Origin of the sequence: Bradyrhizobium lablabi (assembly GCF_018131005.1) — a bacterium.
Classification (GTDB): Bacteria; Pseudomonadota; Alphaproteobacteria; order Rhizobiales; family Xanthobacteraceae; genus Bradyrhizobium; species Bradyrhizobium lablabi_D.
Map to the genome: position 1 here is coordinate 446,182 of NZ_JAFCJK010000002.1, position 17,849 is coordinate 464,030.

Annotated in this window: 13 protein-coding genes; 9 read left to right on the forward strand and 4 right to left on the reverse strand. The window is 63.0% G+C overall.

Going from position 1 to position 17,849, the window contains the following annotated elements; all coding sequences use genetic code 11:
* The first annotated feature begins 112 nt into the window (after nucleotides 1–112).
* Nucleotides 113–3,769, forward strand: coding sequence for a DUF3971 domain-containing protein (locus JQ553_RS07125; protein WP_212499192.1), 3,657 nt, complete (start codon nucleotides 113–115; stop codon nucleotides 3,767–3,769).
* A gap of 61 nt (nucleotides 3,770–3,830) precedes the next feature.
* Here JQ553_RS07125 and ggt read toward each other — a convergent pair whose 3' ends face one another.
* The 3 genes from ggt to tyrS form a co-directional block, all read right to left on the reverse strand.
* The gene (ggt, locus tag JQ553_RS07130; protein WP_212499193.1) at nucleotides 3,831–5,567 is read right to left on the reverse strand and encodes a gamma-glutamyltransferase; all 1,737 of its coding nucleotides are present in this window, start codon (nucleotides 5,565–5,567) and stop codon (nucleotides 3,831–3,833) included.
* Nucleotides 5,568–5,688: 121 nt separating this feature from the next.
* A complete protein-coding gene (locus tag JQ553_RS07135) occupies nucleotides 5,689–6,936 on the reverse strand; it encodes an MFS transporter (protein WP_212499194.1) in 1,248 nt (415 codons plus the stop codon).
* Nucleotides 6,937–6,991: 55 nt separating this feature from the next.
* Nucleotides 6,992–8,245 carry a tyrosine--tRNA ligase gene (tyrS, locus tag JQ553_RS07140; protein ID WP_212499195.1) on the reverse strand — a complete coding sequence of 418 codons (1,254 nt, stop codon included), beginning with the start codon at nucleotides 8,243–8,245 and terminating at the stop codon, nucleotides 6,992–6,994.
* 151 nt (nucleotides 8,246–8,396) lie between these two features.
* Here tyrS and JQ553_RS07145 point away from each other — a divergent pair, with 151 nt between their 5' ends.
* Both JQ553_RS07145 and JQ553_RS07150 read left to right on the forward strand, forming a co-directional pair.
* Nucleotides 8,397–9,500 (forward strand): anhydro-N-acetylmuramic acid kinase, encoded by a 1,104-nt coding sequence (locus JQ553_RS07145; RefSeq protein ID WP_212499196.1) that lies wholly within the window; start codon nucleotides 8,397–8,399, stop codon nucleotides 9,498–9,500.
* A gap of 82 nt (nucleotides 9,501–9,582) precedes the next feature.
* Nucleotides 9,583–10,260 carry a glutathione S-transferase family protein gene (locus JQ553_RS07150; protein WP_212499197.1) on the forward strand — a complete coding sequence of 226 codons (678 nt, stop codon included), beginning with the start codon at nucleotides 9,583–9,585 and terminating at the stop codon, nucleotides 10,258–10,260.
* 14 nt (nucleotides 10,261–10,274) lie between these two features.
* Here JQ553_RS07150 and JQ553_RS07155 read toward each other — a convergent pair whose 3' ends face one another.
* On the reverse strand, nucleotides 10,275–10,922 hold the full coding sequence (locus JQ553_RS07155; protein WP_212358576.1) for an alpha/beta hydrolase: 648 nt from the start codon (nucleotides 10,920–10,922) through the stop codon (nucleotides 10,275–10,277).
* A 345-nt stretch (nucleotides 10,923–11,267) separates the two neighbouring features.
* On the opposite strand from JQ553_RS07155, the gene JQ553_RS07160 reads away from it, so the two are divergent.
* The 6 genes from JQ553_RS07160 (at nucleotide 11,268) to JQ553_RS07185 (ending at nucleotide 17,781) form a co-directional block, all read left to right on the forward strand.
* Complete coding sequence (locus tag JQ553_RS07160) at nucleotides 11,268–12,425, forward strand: cysteine desulfurase family protein (RefSeq protein ID WP_212499198.1); 1,158 nt, start codon at nucleotides 11,268–11,270, stop codon at nucleotides 12,423–12,425.
* A gap of 94 nt (nucleotides 12,426–12,519) precedes the next feature.
* Nucleotides 12,520–14,016, forward strand: a complete 1,497-nt coding sequence (gene sufB, locus JQ553_RS07165; protein ID WP_212499199.1) for a Fe-S cluster assembly protein SufB — start codon at nucleotides 12,520–12,522, stop codon at nucleotides 14,014–14,016.
* A gap of 60 nt (nucleotides 14,017–14,076) precedes the next feature.
* Nucleotides 14,077–14,829, forward strand: a complete 753-nt coding sequence (gene sufC / locus JQ553_RS07170) for a Fe-S cluster assembly ATPase SufC (protein WP_212499200.1) — start codon at nucleotides 14,077–14,079, stop codon at nucleotides 14,827–14,829.
* Between the two features lie 16 nt (nucleotides 14,830–14,845).
* The gene (gene sufD, locus JQ553_RS07175; protein WP_212499201.1) at nucleotides 14,846–16,168 is read left to right on the forward strand and encodes a Fe-S cluster assembly protein SufD; all 1,323 of its coding nucleotides are present in this window, start codon (nucleotides 14,846–14,848) and stop codon (nucleotides 16,166–16,168) included.
* Nucleotides 16,169–16,171: 3 nt separating this feature from the next.
* Nucleotides 16,172–17,413 (forward strand): cysteine desulfurase, encoded by a 1,242-nt coding sequence (locus JQ553_RS07180; protein ID WP_212499202.1) that lies wholly within the window; start codon nucleotides 16,172–16,174, stop codon nucleotides 17,411–17,413.
* Nucleotides 17,410–17,781: an SUF system Fe-S cluster assembly protein gene (locus JQ553_RS07185; RefSeq protein ID WP_212499203.1), complete on the forward strand. Its 372-nt coding sequence runs from the start codon at nucleotides 17,410–17,412 to the stop codon at nucleotides 17,779–17,781. Before JQ553_RS07180 ends, JQ553_RS07185 begins: the two co-directional genes overlap by 4 nt.
* Nucleotides 17,782–17,849 lie beyond the last annotated feature (68 nt).

Sequence of the window (17,849 nt, forward strand, 5' to 3'; positions counted from 1 at the left end):
CGGGGTATGGTTACAAGGAATTCGATGCGTCACTCATCCGTTCGTTGAATCGCCTTTTGATTGGTTTCTTGGGTCTGTCAGCGGGCAGCAATATCAACCGAGGATTGGCGCGATGCCGACACAGGAGCGCTCGAAACGAATCGGAGGGCGCTCCGACGACGGCGATCAACTTCACCGCCAGCACCTAGAGGCAATGGCAAGGACTACGTCGCCGCAGGGGCCAAATCCGCGCACCGAGGCTCAATTCTCGCAATGGGAAGATGAGGTTGCGTGGGACGAACAGGACGAGGCTGCCGGCCATCGCGCGCGGCGGCTGTTGGCGCGTTCCGATACGGGTCTCCACCGCTTTTCCGATTTTTGTGCAGGCCTGCAGCGCTGGCTGAGGACTGGGCGCTGGGTGCGACGCGTTGGACTCGTGATGGTGGCGCTCGTGGCGGTCTTCGCGACCTGTTTCGGGGTGCTGTGGTGGCGCCTCGGTGCCGGTCCGATCAATCTCGACATGGCCACGCCCTGGCTCGCGGCGGCGATTGAAGAGAATATCGGTCACGGCAACACGGTTGAGGTCGGGGGCACCCAGATCGAGCGCGCCGGCCGAGTCAGAATCGCGGTGCGTATCCGCGATATCATCGTGCGCGACCGCGATCGTGCGATCGTCGCGAGCGCGCCCAAGGCCGAGGTGCGGCTGTCGGGAACGGCGTTGCTGATGGGGCAACTCCGCGCTGAAAGCCTCAACCTGGTCGATGCCGAACTGTCGGTGCGCATTACGCCAGATGGCTATGTGACGGTGTCGACCGGGGATACCGCCAAGCCGCTGGCAACCGGCGTCGCCTCGAAGAAGGACGCCGGATTGGCGCCGACACTTCCGCGCCCGCCGCCCGCCACTGCCGCGCCGTCGACGGCCGATTCCGCGCAGAGCGGGATCCTGGCCGGTCTCGATTGGCTCGACAGCCTCAGCATGACAGGGCTCGACGGCCAGAATCTCAATGAGATCGGTCTGAAGAACGGCAATCTCGTCGTCGACGACCAGCAGCGTGGCAGCAAATGGACCTTCGACAATATCAGCCTTAGCCTGCGACGGCCGAGCGGCGGCGGAGTGGCGTTGAGCCTTGGCGAGGAGGGCGCAAAACCCTGGTCGCTGCGCGTGCTCGTCGGCCCGCAAAGCAACGGCGTTCGCTCGGTCGACATCAAGGCCGACAAGGTCTCGACGAGCAACATCCTGCTCGCGCTCAGAACCAAGGATCTCACCTACAACGCGGACCTGCCGCTGTCGGGTGAACTGATGGGCGAACTCGGCCGCGACGGACTGCCGACCTATTTCCGCGGCAAGATCACCGCCGGCGCCGGCACCATCATCGACACCGACACGCCGGATTATCCGATGGCGATCGATTCGGCAGAGATAAGCGTCGAATGGGATGCGGGGCGGCGGGTGCTGCTCGCACCGTTCAAGATTATTTCCGGTGCCAACCGAATCACGCTGCTCGGCCATCTCGAGCCACCGAACGACAACGTTACCGATTGGCAGGCCGGATTCTCGGGCGGTACTATCGTGCTGGCCGGCATCGACAAGGAGCCGCCGCTGATCTTCAACCGCATCAACGTCGCCTTCCGCTTCGACACCGACAAGAAGCGCGTGATGCTGACACAGGCCGACATCAGCAATGGCGAGATCGGCGTCGCCGGCACCGGCAACGTCGACTATTCCGGCGAACCGCGGCTGCAACTCGGCTTTGCTGGCACGCCGATGTCGGCTTCCGCGCTGAAGCGGATGTGGCCGACCATCATCGTGCCGGAGGTGCGTGAATGGGTGATCGAACGCATCGAGAAGGGGACGCTCCAGCGTATCGATGTTGGCGTCAATTCGCCGGTGCGCAACCTGTCTCGCAAGGGACCGCCGATCCCGGATGACGGTCTCGCCGTCAACATCGTCGCATCAGGCGTCGCGGTGCGCCCGGTCGACGAAATGCCTGTCGTGCACGATGCCGATCTGAAGGCGAAGGTGACCGGCCGCACTGCGACGGTGACGATTGGCCAGGGCATCGCGGACACGCCCGCTGGGCGCAAGATCACGTTGTCGGATTTCACCTTCGAAGTGCCGGACATGGCGCCGAAGCCCTCGCCGTCGAAGGTCAAGTTCCGGGTCGATAGCGGAGTACCAGCGGCCGCGGAAATCCTTGCTTCCGACCGGCTGAGCGATCTCTCGGGCCCGCCCGTTGATCCCAACGCCAGCAAGGGCAACGTCACTGCCATCATCAATCTTGGCATGCCCGTGAAGGGCGCTCTGACCAAGGCCGACACGACCTACTCGGTCACCGCCGACATCAGCGGCGTCGCCATCGACAAGCTTGTGATGAACCAGAAGCTCGAGGCCAACGCGTTGAAGGTCGCAGCCAACAACGCGGGTTATCAGGTCAAAGGCGACGTCAAGATCAACGGGCAGGCGGCGTCGCTGGATTATCGCAAGCCCGCCGAGGGCGACGCCGATATCAAGCTGCAGGCAACCCTCGACGACGCGGGCCGCGCACGTCTCGGCCTTGATCTCGGCTCGGCCGCCAGCGGCGCTGTCCCCATCAAGCTATCCGGCAAGATCGGCAGCGGCGATAACAACACCAAGCTGGGCGTCGAGGCCGACCTGACCGCCTTGAAGCTCGACAACGTCCTGCCAGGCTGGGTCAAGGCGCCGGGCAAAGCGAGCAAGGCCACCTTCAACGTGGTGCCGAAACCCCAATCGACGCGATTCGAGGACATCGTCGTGGACGGCAGTGGGGCGTCGATCAAGGGCACGATCGAGATCGACCAAAACGGCGACCTGATGAACGCGAACTTCTCGACCTATTCGCCGTCGGAAGGCGACAAGACCTCGCTGAAGGCGGAGCGCGGCACAGACGGCGTCGTCAAGGTGACGATGCGCGGTGACGTGTTCGATGGCCGCGGTTTCCTCAAATCCGCAATCTCCGGCCGCGAGGCCGATGCCAAGGGCAGGACCAAGAACGTCGACTTCGATGTCGACGTGAAGCTGGGCGCCGTGGCCGGCTTCAACGGCGAAGCGGTGCGCAGCGTCGACGCCAAGGCTTCGCGGCGAAACGGCATCATCAAGGGCTTCAGCCTGACCGGGAAGGTGGGGCGCGACACACCTGTCACCGCGGATCTGCGCGGTCGTCAGCAGGGGCGCGAGGTGATCTACCTGCAGACTAACGACGCCGGCGCCTTCTTCCGCTTCACCGACACCTATTCCAAGATGCTCGGCGGCCAGCTCGCCCTCGCGATGGAGCCGCCGACGGTCGAACCGGGCGCCAAGGAGGGCCTGATCAACGTCCGCGACTTCGCGGTAAAGGGCGAAACACAGCTCGATCGCGCGGTCGCCGGCGGACCGATCGGCACGCAGAATGGCATCGCGTTCACGGCACTCCGCGCCGAGTTCACGCGCCACAGCGGTCAGCTTTCGATCCGCGACGGCGTCGTCAAGGGACCGAGCATCGGCGCCACGATCGAAGGCAGCATCGACTATGTCGGCAACCAGGTGCGCATGAACGGCACCTTCATCCCGATGTACGGGCTGAACAACATGTTCGGCCAGATTCCGTTCTTCGGAATTTTCCTCGGGGCCGGCAGCAATGAAGGCCTGATCGGCGTCACCTATGAAGTGGTGGGCACGCCCAATCAGCCGGTGCTGCGCGTCAACCCGATCTCCGCGTTGGCGCCCGGGCTGACACGGAAGATTTTCGAGTTCAGGCAAAACAACCCGACCGATTTTCAGCCGAACAACTGAAGCAACGGCACTGTGTCGGGCTTGCAATCTCCTGGCTCGGTGCCGGGCATCCTCGATGACGTCAGTAGCCGGCAGCCAGTCCACTGTTGCGACGCGGATCATTCGCTCCATAAAAGCGATTGCTGCCAACCGGCTTGCCCATAAGTGACGGCGCGCCGATGATGATGACCGCCAAATGATTGGCCGGGTGCGGCGGACCAAATTTGTGGCCCATGCCTTCCAGGATTTTGCGCGTGTCCGGTGACAGCGTGTAATTCTCCAGGTTGGTCAGGTCTGGGAGCCATTGCTGATGGAAGCGCGGCATGTCCACTGCCTCCTGGGCGCTCATGTCGTAATCGATGGCGCAGATCATCGTTTGCAGCACGGCGGTGATGATGCGGCTTCCGCCCGGCGTGCCCACCACCATGACCGGTTTGCCGTCCTTCGTCACGATAGTCGGACTCATGGAAGATAGCGGGCGCTTCCCAGGGACGATCGCGTTGGCTTCGCCCTGCACCAGGCCATACAGGTTCGGTACGCCCACTTTGGCGGTGAAGTCGTCCATTTCGTCGTTGAGGAGCACACCCGTCCTCGCCGCCGTCACGCGGGCGCCGAACCAATCGTTCAGCGTGTAGGTGACCGAGACCGCGTTGCCGTCCCTGTCGGCGATTGAATAGTGCGTGGTATTGCTGCCCTCGTGCGGCTCGACGCCCGGCTTGATGTCCTTGGACAAACCGGCCTTGTTTGGATCGATCACGGCGCGGATCTTGGCCGCGTAGTTCTTGTCGAGCAGGCGATCGAGCGGATTTTTCACGAAGTCCGGGTCACCGAGATAGCTGTTGCGATCGACATAGGCGTGGCGCATGGCTTCGATTTGGTAGTGCACGGCCTGTGCGGAGTGGAAACCCTGCTCCCTCAGCGGATAGCCCTCCAGGATGTTCAGAATCTCGCAGATGATCACGCCTCCCGAGCTCGGAGGCGGTGCGGAGACCACGTGGTAGCCGCGGTAATCGCATTCGACAGGCGCGAGCTCACGCGTCTTGTAGTTGTCGAGGTCCTCCTGCGTGATCAGGCCCTTGCCGGCCTGGCTCGATGCCACGATGGCACTGCCGACCCAACCCTTGTAGAAACCGTCGGTGCCTCGCTTGCTGATCTCGCGCAACGTTTCGGCGAGTTCGTGCTGCGCCAGCCGCTCTCCCACCTGGAACGGCTTGCCGTTGTTGAGGAAGATGGCGGCCGACGCGGGGTCTTCCTGAAAGTCCTTTGTCGCCGTGTGCAGCATTTCGATATCGCCCTGGTCCAGCACGAAACCATCCTCGGCCAGTTGAAGCGCCGGCGCGATCAGGTCGGCGCGCTTCATGGTGCCGTACTTCTCGCGGGCGTATTCCATACCGGAGACGGAACCGGGCACGCCGACCGCGAGGTGCCCCTTGGTGGACAGGCCCTTGATGACGTTGCCGTCCTTGTCGAGATACATGTTGGCGGTGGCGCCCTTCGGCGCCGTTTCGCGGAAATCCAGGAAGGTCTTGCGGCCGTCGGCGAGCTGGATGGTCATGAATCCGCCACCGCCCAGATTGCCGGCCGCGGGATAGACCACCGCGAGCGCATAACCGACTGCGACCGCCGCGTCGACCGCGTTGCCGCCCCGCTTCAGCACGTCGACACCCACCATCGTGGCCAGATGCTGGGCGGAAACCACCATGCCGTTTTCTGCGGCGACCGGCGCGACGGACGCCGCAGAAGCGGGAGCCGAGACCGCAATGCTGATCGAGGCGATCGCGGTGACCATCCACCGAAGCGCTGTTCCTGGTTTTTGCATCGATTTCCTCGGAAATGCCGGCTGTTGCACACCGGTTGCCATCGCACCGCGTATGTCTATCAGCGTGTGCGCCGGGGCGCCATGGGGTGGGTCATCCGTGGCCGGCGGGCTCCGAGATGGTTCACCTTCGCAGTGCCGGAACGACCAGGAACGGGATCATCCCGAGCACAACATTGACAAGCGCGAACACGATCAGCGGATTGTAGCTGTGGGCGTAGTCGTGGATCAGGCCGCCGCTCCAGGAGCCCAGTCCCGAACCAAGCCCGCTGCCGACCGAGATCGTGCCGTAGATCGTGCCGACACGTTCGCCACGGAAGATCTTGAGCGCAGTCGCCGTGATCAGTGGCCCGCGCGAACCGATCATGCTGCCGAAGCAGATCACGAAACCGGTGAGCAGCCAATAATTCGGGTACCACTGCAACAGCCAGAGCAGGATGATGCCGACGATCGAGACGCCGTAGCTGAACAGCACGGATGGTCTGCGGCCGATGATGCCGTCGAGCGTGGAGACGCCAAGCATCCCGATCACAGTGACGATGCCGGAAAATCCCCAGGCGGTCGCCGCCTGTAGCGGCGGGAATCCGGCATCGATCAGATAGGCCACGATCTGCGCGGTGATTGCGTACATTGCCACGGCGGTGAAGAAGAACGTGCAGAACAGCGCCCAGAACGTGTGATGGCGCATCGCGCTCGCCAGCGTCCAATCGTTCTCGAGGAGCTTGGTTTCGGCTCGTTTGACGACATGCGGCGAGCCAGCGGCGAACAGTCGCCAGGGCAACAGCAAGAGCGGAGCCAGCAGGCAGAGCGCGACCGCGCCGAACAGCTGGTAAGCTTCACGCCACCCGATGCGATCGATCAGGACCTGCGACATCGGCAGCAGCACCAGGATTCCCGTGCCCGTGGCCGAATAGATCACCGCCATAGCGGTGGGAAGCCGCGGGCCGAACCAGCGGCCGAGCAGGATCGAGTTCGGCACATTGCCAATCAGCGCAATGCCGAGACCGACGCAGAGCCCGACGCTGATCTGGAACTGCCAGAGATATTGCGCATGCGCCGCGATCATGAACGCGCAGCCGAGGAGCAGCAGTCCGAGGGAGAAGACGATGGGCGGCCCGGAGCGATCGAAGAGTCGGCCGACCAGCGGCGCGGTCAAGCCGCCGGCAAGCCATGTCAACGAATAGACCGAGACCACCTGCGCGCGGTCCCAGCCAAAACTTTCAGAGATAGGTTTCAGAAAAACGGTGAAACTCTCACCGAGGCCGCGGCCGAGCACCGACAGCACGAAGCAAAGCGCGAGCACGTTCAATGCGACGCGGGCCGGCTGCGCCGGCTTTATCAGCGTTTCGTCCCGAGGTGTGTTCTGGTCCATTGGATGCAGGGAGCGCGCTTTCGTGGCTCCCCACAACCGACAAATGAGAATGCGCCTATGCAGGCTTGAGCAGGACGTGCCGCTTCTTGCCGAGCGACAACTTGACGACACCTTCTGGCGTGAGGTTGGCTGATGTCAGCAGCATCTTCTCGTCGGTTACCGCAGCGTCGTTGACGCGCAGTCCGCCGCCCTTGATCTGACGGCGCGCTTCGCCGTTTGAGGCGACCAGGTCTGCCTTCACGAAGGCTGAGAGAACGCCAAGACCCGTATCAAATTCGCCGCGCGGAATTTCGACCGTCGGCAGCGTCTCGGCGAGCGCGCCCTCCTCGAACGTGCGCCGCGCTGTCTCGGCCGCCTCATTGGCTGCATCGCGGCCATGGAGCAGGGCCGTCGTCTCCGTCGCCAGCACTTTCTTGGCCTCGTTGATCTCGCCACCCTTAAGCGCTGCGAGCTTGCTGATCTCGCTCATCGGCAGGATCGTGAACAGCTTGAGGAACTTGACGACGTCGGCGTCCTCGACATTGCGCCAGTATTGCCAGAAGTCGTAAGGCGAGAACTGGTCGGCGTTGAGCCACACCGCGCCCTTGGCGGTCTTGCCCATCTTGTCGCCCGAGGCGGTGGTGAGCAGCGGCGTCGTCAGCGCGAAGAGTTGCGGGGTCCCCATGCGGCGGCCGAGATCGACGCCGTTGACGATGTTGCCCCACTGGTCGGAGCCGCCCATTTGCAGCCGGCAGTCGACGCGGCGCGACAACTCGACGAAGTCGTAGGCCTGGCAGACCATGTAGTTGAACTCGATGAAGCTCATCTCCTGTTCGCGCTCGAGGCGGAGCCTCACCGAATCCATGGTCAGCATGCGGTTGACAGAGAAGTGTCGACCGATATCGCGCAGCATCTCGATCCAGTTCAGCTTCGTCAGCCACTCGGCATTGTCGAGCATGACGGCGTCGGCGTGGCCGCCGCCATAGCGCAGCACCTTGGCGAACACGCCACGGATGCTGGCCTTGTTGGCTTCGATCTCCGCGATCGTACGGATCGCGCGCGTCTCGTCCTTTCCGGAGGGGTCGCCGACCATGGTGGTGCCGCCGCCCATCAAGGTGATCGGCTTGTTGCCGCTCTGCTGCAGCCAGTACAGCATCATCATGGTGAGAAAGTTGCCGATGTGCAGCGACGGTGCGGTGCAGTCATAGCCGACATAAGCGGTGGCCTGACCCTTGGCAGCAAGCGCGTCGAGGCTCTCGAAATCGGAACATTGGTGGATGAAGCCCCGTTCCTGTAAAGTATTCAGGAAATCCGATTTAAATGCAGTCATTTGTCTGCGACTCAGATCAGTCTTGTTTTACGGTTTTTGCAACTATTTGCGGAACCTTGGCGCAAAAGCTGCCGTGGGCGGATGCGCTGTGGCATTATAGGATGTACTTGTTTGATACAAGCCGGGGGTTCCCGGCTGGGGCCCGACCTCGATGATCCTAACCGCACTCGGACTCATGAGCGGCACCTCGCTCGACGGGGTCGACGTCGCGTTGCTCGAGACCGACGGCCGCCAGATCAAGGCCTTTGGCCCGTCGGGATACCGGCCCTATACCGATGGCGAACGCAGCGTGCTGCGCCAGGCACTGACTGAGGCTGTACACTTGCCGCAGCGCGATGCCCGGCCGGGGATCCTGCGGCAAGCCGAACACGTCGTCACCATCGCTCATGCCGAGGCAGTCGCAGCTTTCACCGCGCATAACCGCATCACCTGCCAGGACATCGACATCGTCGGGTTCCATGGCCAGACCGTGCTGCACCGCCCCGAGCGCAAACTGACCGTGCAGATCGGTGACGCTCCCGCGCTTGCCAAGGCGATCCACATCCCCGTGATGCATGACTTCCGCGCCGCCGACGTCGAGGCCGGCGGCCAGGGTGCGCCATTCGTGCCGGTCTATCACCGCGCGCTGGCGCAATCGCTGAACCGTGATGGGCCGATTGTCGTGGTTAACATCGGCGGCGTTGCCAACGTCACGTATATCGACGGCACGGACACGCTGATCGCCTGCGACACCGGACCAGGCAACGCGCTGCTCGACGACTACATGTATCGCGAGATGCACCAGCCGTTCGACACCGAAGGGCGCTTCGCCGCGATGGGGAAAGCCGACGAAGCCTGGATCGCGCAGGCGCTGAGGCTGCCCTTCTTTTCGTTGCCGCCGCCGAAGTCGCTCGACCGCAACGATTTCGCAAAACTCAGGCTCGATGGCATGGCGCCTGCCGATGGCGCGGCGACGCTGACGGCCTTCACCGCTGCTTCGATCGCCCGAATCGTGCCGCTGCTGCCGAAGCGGCCGAAAAGCTGGATCGTCGCGGGCGGCGGCGCCTCCAATCTCACGATGCTGCGGATGCTGCGCGAGCGGCTGGCGCCGGCGACCGTCGAGGCGGCGGAAACGTTCGGCTGGGCGTCGGATGCCATCGAGGCACAGGCGTTCGGCTTCCTCGCGGCGCGGGGGCTAAAAGGCTTGCCGCTGAGCTATCCCGCCACAACGGGCGTGCCGATCCCGATGACCGGAGGCATCATTGCGCGGCCGTGATTTGATGCAGATGCATCGACCTTGACGACTTCATGCAATTGCATGTATTTAGATGCAAGCGCATGAAAATCGAGGTTTCTCCATGGCCACCCTGAAGCTCGTCAGCCACAAGCTCTGCCCCTATGTGCAGCGCGCGGTGATCGCGCTTGCCGAGAAGGGCGTACCGTTCGAGCGAATCGATATCGATCTCGCCAACAAGCCGGACTGGTTCGTGAAGATTTCGCCGCTCGGCAAGGTGCCGGTGCTGGTGGTGACCCGCGACGATGGCAGGGAGGTCGCGTTGTTCGAGAGCAACGTGATCTGCGAATATATCGAGGAGACGCAGGCCGGGCCCAAGCTGCACCTGCAGGATCCGCTCGGGCGCGCCGAGCATCGTGCCTGGATGGAGTTCGGTTCGGCCATTCTGGGCGATCTCTGGGGGCTTGAGACCACCACGGACGCTGCGACGTTCGAGAGCAAGCGCCAGGCGGTGGCCACCAAGTTCGCGCGCGTCGAGGCCGCGCTCGGCGCAGGCCCGATGTTCGCCGGCGAACGGTTCAGCCTGGTTGACGCCGTGTTCGCGCCGATCTTCCGCTATTTCGACGTGTTCGACGAACTCTCAGATCTCGCGGTGTTCACGGCTACGCCGAAGGTGCGTGCATGGCGCGTGGCGCTTGCGCAGCGGCCAAGCGTCCGCGGCGCGGTTTCGCCTGATTATCACAAACTGCTTCGCGCGTTCCTGGTCCGTCACGACGCGCATATGCTGAAACTCGCCGCATAGCGCTGGCTGGCGCGTCAGCGCACGTTGGCGAGGCGCATGTCGAGATAGCCGGTCACCGTCTCCATCAGCGGCTCGAGCTTGCCGTCGAAGAAGTGGTTGGCACCGGGAATGACCTGCTGGTCGATCACAATGCCCTTCTGGGTCTTCAGCTTCTCGACCAGAGTGTTGACGTCTTTGGCTGGCACGACCGCGTCCTTATCGCCGTGCACGATCAGGCCCGAGGACGGGCAGGGCGCGAGGAACGAGAAGTCGTAGAGATTGGCGGGCGGCGCGATCGAGATGAAGCCCTCAACCTCGGGCCGGCGCATCAGGAGCTGCATGCCGATCCAGGCGCCGAACGAGAAGCCCGCGACCCAGCAGGCGCGCGCCTCCGGATTGATCGCCTGCGCCCAGTCGAGCGCCGATGCCGCATCCGATAGTTCGCCGGTGCCGTGGTCGAACGAGCCCTGGCTGCGGCCGACGCCGCGGAAGTTGAAGCGAAGCACCGAGAAGCCGCGATGCGCAAACGCGTAGTAGCACTGGTACACGATCTGGTGATTCATCGTGCCGTGGAACTGCGGATGCGGATGCAGAATCATCGCGATCGGCGCGTTCTTCTGCTTGGCCGGGTGGTAGCGGCCTTCGAGACGGCCAGCCGGGCCGGTGAAAATGACTTCAGGCATCAGGGGTCTCTTGATTGATATTCGATTGATCTCTCGACTGATCCGCAGGCATCAATCGAATGGGGGCTGACTTTATCGGCTGCCGGCTGACAAAGTGGCTCATCGAAGGGTGATCGGCGCCGTCAAGCGTTGGCGTGGACGGCACTGGGTTTGCTTTTGAGGCCAGCTTCTAGCATGAGGCGAGGGGCAAAAAGCAAGCATCTTGAGCACCCCCAAAGGCCGGCTCGATCGATCGGAATTGCGGTTGTAAGCGATGCCGCAAGCACCACTTGCGACAAGACGGCTAAAGCGAGGCGACCCGCAGGGAAGGGGTATGCTCGCCGGGATAAGGTAATATTGTAGTTCATGGTTGAGCGCGTCTATCTCGACTGGAATGCCACGACGCCGCTTCGCCCCGAAGCGAAGGCGGCGATGGAAGCGGCGTGGGAGTTGAGCGGCAACCCGTCCTCGGTTCACAGCGAGGGACGCAGGGCGCGCCGGGTCGTCGAGGATGCCCGCGAGGCGGTGGCAAGGGCGGTCGGTGCACGGCCCCAGGACGTGGTGTTTCTGTCGGGTGGCACCGAGGCCAACGCGCTGGCGCTGACGCCGGGGCTTCGGCGCGGCTCCGGCGCACGGGTCACGCGGTTGCTGGTATCAGCCGTCGAGCATGCCTCGGTGCTTGCGGGCGGCCGGTTTCCCGCCGAGACGATTGGGACGATCAAGGCGACGCCTTCAGGGGTTGTCGATCTCGAGCATCTGCGCAGTCTCCTGAACGATGGTCCGCCTGCGCTGGTGTCGGTGATGCTGGCGAATAACGAGACCGGCGCCATCCAGCCGGTGGCCGAGGTCGGTGAGATCGTTCACGCCGCCGGCGGCGTCGTGCATGTCGATGCCGTCCAGGCGTTCGGAAAGATTGCGTTCGATCTTACCTCGCTGCAGGCCGATCTTCTGTCACTATCGGCGCACAAGATTGGAGGGCCGAAGGGGATCGGAGCGCTGGTCCTCGGCCAAGACACCGAGGGACTGGACGCGCTGCTGCGCGGCGGCGGCCAGGAACTCGGGCGCCGGGCAGGAACCGAGAATGTCGCAGGCATTTCCGGCTTCGGCGCAGCGACGAAGGCGGCGATGGCGGACCTAAAGGCTGATGCCGCGAGGGTCAGGCGGCTCCGCGATCAACTCGAAGATGGGTTGCGACAAACGCCGGGTCTGACCGTCTTCTCCGATGATGTGAAGCGGCTACACAATACGATCCTCTTCACGGCGCCCGGGATGAAGGCCGAGACCGCGGTCATCGGCTTTGACCTTGCGGGCGTCGCAGTCTCCTCGGGTTCCGCCTGCTCTTCCGGCAAGGTTCAGCCGTCCCATGTGTTGGCGGCAATGGGATACCGTCGAGAGATGACGCAGGGAGCGGTGCGGCTTAGTCTGGGCTGGTCTACCACGGAGACAGACGTAGATTTGGCGCTCAAGGCTTGGCGAAAGCTTGCCAATACCCTAGTTAAGGGGGAGCGACGAAACACAGCTTGAACGGTTCTAAGCAGGTGATTTCGTGCCCAAAGCATCGTAATAGACTTTCGGAACTGATCCACCGCGGTCCTTGAAACCGCGAGCGGAGGATTGAATGCCTGCAGTGCAAGAGACTGTCGAGCGCGTCCGGCGCATCGACGTCGACCAGTATCGATATGGATTTGAGACGTTGATCGAGTCCGACAAGGCCCCTAAGGGGCTGTCGGAAGACACGGTCCGCTTCATCTCAGCAAAGAAGAACGAGCCCGCCTGGATGCTGGAGTGGCGCCTGGAGGCATTCCGCCGCTGGCTGACCATGACCGAGCCGACCTGGGCGCGGGTGAATTATCCTAAGATCGACTACCAGGACATTTACTATTACGCGGCGCCGAAGCCGAAGAAGACGCTGTCCTCGATCGACGAGATCGACCCGGAAATTCTCAAGACCTACGAGAAGCTCGGCATTCCCTTGCGCGAGGTCGCAATCCTGGAAGGCGTCGAGCCGCCGCCGGGCGGCGAGCCCTCGGCCAACCGAAAGATCGCAGTCGACGCCGTGTTCGATTCGGTGTCTGTCGCCACCACCTTCCAGAAGGAGCTCAAGAAGGCCGGCGTGATCTTCATGCCGATCTCTGAGGCGATCCGCGAGCATCCCGAACTCGTGCAAAAGTATCTCGGCAGCGTGGTGCCGACCTCGGACAATTATTTCGCGACGCTCAATTCGGCCGTGTTCTCCGACGGTTCGTTCGTCTACGTGCCGCCTGGCGTGCGCTGCCCGATGGAGCTGTCGACCTATTTCCGCATCAACGAGCGCAACACCGGCCAGTTCGAGCGCACGCTGATCATTGCCGACAAGGGCTCCTACGTCTCTTACCTCGAGGGCTGCACCGCGCCGCAGCGCGATGAGAACCAGTTGCACGCCGCCGTGGTCGAACTGGTCGCGCTGGACGATGCCGAGATCAAGTACTCGACGGTGCAGAACTGGTACCCCGGCAACTCGGAAGGCAAGGGCGGCATCTACAACTTCGTCACCAAGCGTGGCGACTGCCGCGGCAAGAACTCGAAGATTTCCTGGACCCAGGTCGAGACCGGTTCGGCGATCACCTGGAAATATCCGAGCTGCATTCTGCGCGGCGACAATTCGAGCGGCGAGTTCTACTCGATCGCGATCTCGAACGGCTACCAGCAGGTCGATAGCGGCACCAAGATGATCCATCTCGGCAAGAACACGTCGAGCCGGATAATCTCCAAGGGCATCGCCGCCGGCAAATCGCAGAATACCTATCGCGGCCTCGTCAGCGCGCATCGGAAAGCCACGGGTGCACGCAACTACACCGCCTGCGACTCGCTTCTGATCGGCGACAAGTGCGGCGCGCACACCGTGCCTTACGTCGAAGCGAAGAATTCGTCGGCGACGTTCGAGCACGAAGCGACCACCTCGAAGATCTCGGAGGACGTGCTGTTCTACTGTATTCAGCGCGGCCTGAGCCAGGAAGAGGCCGTCGGCCTCGTCGTGAACGGCTTCGTGAAGGATGTGTTGCAGCAACTGCCGATGGAGTTCGCGGTGGAAGCGCAGAAGCTGATCTCGATCAGTCTTGAAGGTTCGGTTGGTTAAAATTCGTCCCGTCCAAGGTCACGGCTGAGCCGCCTCGGGATGACGCTCAGGAAAAATGTGATGTCATTGCTTGAAGTGAAAGATCTGAAGGTCCGCGTCGAGGAGCGTGAGATTCTCCACGGGCTGTCGCTGACGGTGAATCCCGGCGAAGTACACGCGATCATGGGGCCGAACGGCTCCGGCAAATCGACGCTGTCGCATGTCATCGCGGGCAAGCCGGGCTATGAAGTCACCGACGGGCAGATCCTGTTCAGGGGTGAAGATCTCCTGGAAATGGAGCCCAACGAGCGCGCCGCCAAGGGCGTGTTCCTGGCGTTCCAGTATCCGGTCGAAATTCCCGGCGTGACCACCTGGAATTTCCTGCATGCGGCGCTGAACGCCCAGCGCAAGGCGCGCGGCGAGGACGAGATATCGTCGCCGGCCTTCCTCAAGAAGGTACGCGAGGTCGCCAGGTCGCTCAACATTCCGCAGGACATGCTCAAGCGCGGCGTCAATGTCGGCTTTTCCGGCGGTGAGAAGAAGCGCAACGAGATCCTGCAGATGGCGCTGTTCGAGCCGGCCGTATGCATCCTCGACGAGATGGACTCCGGCCTCGACATCGACGCGCTGCGCATTGCGGCCGACGGTGTCAACGCACTGCGTTCGCCTGAGCGCGCGATGGTCGTGATCACGCACTATCAGCGGCTGCTCAACTACATCGTGCCTGACTTCGTGCACGTGATGTCGAAGGGCCGAGTGGTTAAGAGCGGCGGCAAGGAACTGGCGCTTGAGCTGGAAGAGTCCGGCTACGCGCAGTTCGAAGATGCCGCCTGACAGGACGGATTTTGGCATGAACGTGGTGGCAAAGACCGAGACTGGACGCGCGGTGGGCGATGGTTTCGCCCTCGTGCGCGACCGTCTGCCGGGCGGGGGAAAGATCGCTGATCTGCGGCGCGAGGCGTTCGAAGCCTATGAGCGTGCGGGCTTGCCGCACCGCCGGATCGAGGACTGGAAATACACCGACCTGCGCGCGCTGATGCGCGAGGTGTTGCCGCTAGCGCCTCGGCCGGATGCCGCCGCGCTGAGCCGCGCCGCGGCCGCTACCAAGCCGCAGCTGATCGGCGGCGTACGGCGTCTGGTACTGGTGGACGGCGTGTTCGCTCCGTCGCTCTCCGATCTCGGCAATCTCGAAAAGGGGCTCACGATCCGCCCGCTGCGCGAACTGCTCGACGCTGGCGACAGCGCGCTGTCGACGCAGGCTTTTGCTTTCGATAATTCCAACCCGATGATCGCGCTGAACGGCGCGATGGCGACCGATGGCGTCGTCATCGAGGTCGCCGATGGTACCGTATTGGCGCAGCCGCTGCAGATCATTCATGTCGCCTCCGGCGGAGCGCCGGCCGCGATGTTCACACGCTCGTTGCTCAGGCTTGGCCGCGACGCCGGCGCGACGCTGGTTGAGAGCCATCTCGCTGCCGACGTCGCCACGGCCTATCAGACGTACAATGCGCTGGTTGTTTCGATCGGCGATAATGCCCGGTTCGAGCATGTTCGCCTGGTCGAGGATGCGTTCGATGCCTTCAACATTTCCTCGGTGAACGTGTCGCTGGGCGCGCACGCCCATTACAGCACATTCGGCCTGACCTCCGGCGCCGGTGTCAGCCGTTACCAGATGACCGTGACGTTCGCAGGCGAAGGCTCGAGGGTTGAAACCAACGGCGTCAATCTGCTCAACGGCAAGCAGCACGCGGACACCACGCTGTTCATGGACCACGCGGTGCCGAACTGCGCAAGCCGCGAGGCTTTCCGCGCCGTGGTCGACGACCGCGCCCGGTCGGTGTTCCAGGGCCGCATCATCGTGCGCCCCGATGCACAGAAGACCGACGCCAAGATGATGACGCGCGCGCTCCTGCTCTCGGATGAGGCGGAAGCCGACAACAAGCCCGAGCTCGAAATCTTTGCCGACGACGTCACCTGCGGCCATGGCGCGACCACCGGTGCGCTCGACGAGAGCCTGCTGTTCTATCTTCGCGCTCGCGGGCTACCGGAGAAAGAGGCCGAGGCGTTGCTGATCCAGGCCTTCGTCGGCGAGGCGATCGAGCAGATCGCGAACGATGCCTTGCGCGAGGTTGCGATCGCAACCGCACAGCGTTGGCTCGAGGCGAGGGTGTAAGCCATGCATCCGGCGGTCTCCAACGGCGCTTACGACGTAGCCCGCGTGCGGCAGGATTTCCCGGCGCTGGCCATGCAGGTCTATGGCAAGCCGCTGGTCTATCTCGACAACGCCGCCTCGGCGCAGAAGCCGAATGCGGTGCTTGACCGTATGACCGAGGCCTACACGAGCGAATACGCCAACGTGCATCGCGGATTGCACTATCTCGCCAATGCCGCGACGGAGGCCTATGAGGGCGCCCGCGCCAAGGTGGCGAAATTCGTCAACGCCCGCCGCAACGAGGAGATCATCTTCACCCGGAACGTCACCGAGGCGATCAACCTCGTGGCGTCGTCCTTCGGCGAGCCCAACATCAAGGCGGGTGACGAGATCGTCCTTTCGATCATGGAGCATCATTCCAACATCGTGCCGTGGCATTTCCTGCGGGAACGCCATGGCGCCGTGATCAAGTGGGCGCCGGTCGACGACGAGGGCAACTTCCTGATCGAGGAGTTCGAGAAACTCCTGACGCCGCGCACCAAAATGGTTGCGATCACCCAGATGTCGAACGCGCTCGGCACCCTGGTGCCGGTCAAGGAGGTCATCAAGCTCGCCCATAACAGGGGCATTCCCGTCCTGGTCGACGGCGCGCAAGGGGCGGTGCATCTACCGGTCGATGTCCGGGACCTCGATTGCGATTTCTACGCCTTCACCGGGCACAAGGTCTACGGGCCGACGGGCATCGGCGCGCTCTACGCCAAGCACGAGCATCTGGTCGCGATGCGGCCCTTCAACGGCGGCGGCGAGATGATCCGCGAGGTCGCCAAGGACTGGATCACCTATGGCGATCCGCCGCACAAGTTCGAGGCCGGCACGCCGCCGATCGTCGAGGCGATCGGTCTCGGGACTGCGATCGACTATGTCAGTTCGATCGGCAAGGAGCGAATTGCCGCGCATGAGCACGACCTGCTGACGTATGCCCAGGAGCGGCTGCGCGAAATCAACTCGCTGCGGCTGATCGGCACGGCCCGCAACAAGGGTCCCGTGATCTCCTTCGAGATGAAGGGCGCGCATCCCCATGATGTCGCGACCGTGATCGATCGCCAGGGCATTGCGGTGCGCGCCGGCACTCATTGCGTGATGCCGCTTTTAGAGCGGTTCAATGTCACGGCGACCTGCCGCGCGTCGTTCGGGATGTATAATACAAAGGAAGAAGTCGACCACCTTGCGCAGGCGCTGATCAAGGCGCGGGAATTGTTCGCATGACCGATACGGCCGAAGTCAAAACTTCCAATATGGAAACCACCTCGGCGCTGCCGGCGGAGGAGACCGAGCGCATGAGCGGCGAAATCGTCGCCGCGCTGAAGACGGTATTCGATCCGGAAATTCCGGCTGATATTTACGAGCTCGGCCTGATCTACAAGGTCGACCTTAAGGACGACCGCGGCGTCGATATCGTGATGACGCTGACCACGCCGAACTGCCCCGCGGCCGGCGAGTTGCCGCAGATGGTGGAGAACGCGGTGGCGAGTGTCCCGGGCGTCGGCGTCGTCAACGTCAATCTGGTGTGGGATCCGGCCTGGACGCCGGACCGCATGTCCGACGAGGCGCGCCTTGTTCTCAATATGTGGTGATGCGTAGGAAGGCCGAACTTAACCCTTGGAACGACCGGCAATTGATTTTGCCGCTGGGACTGACCACA